This is a genomic window from Microbacterium karelineae, from assembly GCF_009745985.1.
Lineage (GTDB): Bacteria > Actinomycetota > Actinomycetes > Actinomycetales > Microbacteriaceae > Microbacterium > Microbacterium karelineae.
In genome coordinates, this window is the sequence record NZ_WFIX01000011.1 from 1 (window position 1) to 502 (window position 502).

Here is a 502-nt window from a genome sequence, read left to right on the forward strand (position 1 = left end):
AGGATCATTGCATTTACAATATCACCACCTTTTGATTTTGCATCATAATAGATGGCATAACCATAATAGATTTTTCCTGTAGAATAAGAAATGGCATTGTACGTTGAATTGAAATTGGATGGATCGTTCACAAAACGCAGCGTAGGATTGCTTCTTCCCCACATGCTTGCAATTTTAGTCATTTGTCCATTCATAAAATTGGTGTCTGTGGAGTTTTGAAGCCCGGTCAGTAAAACTGAATTGGTGCTCCAGTTGTTGTCTACATAAGAACAGATTTTTTCAAGCTCCCCAGGCTGATCAATTTTTGCACTTAGTGCTTCTTGCTGAGGTTGAACATTGTTGTCCATTTGGTCATCACTACATGCTGTTAAAGAAGTAACAGCAATGGCGCCTGCTAGTAAGCAGAGATTAAAGTTTCTTTTCATATATAAATTCAATTTGGTTATGCCATCTATTATGATGCAAAATCAAAAGGTGGTGATATTGTAAATGCAATGATCCT

The 502-nt window shown here is 36.7% G+C and carries 1 protein-coding gene; it reads right to left on the reverse strand.

Annotated features, from left to right (window positions below):
- Positions 1-425, reverse strand: a 425-nt coding sequence (locus GB932_RS21720; RefSeq protein WP_197517165.1) for a hypothetical protein, incomplete at its 3' end; no start/stop codon positions are given.
- Positions 426-502: the final 77 nt, after the last annotated feature.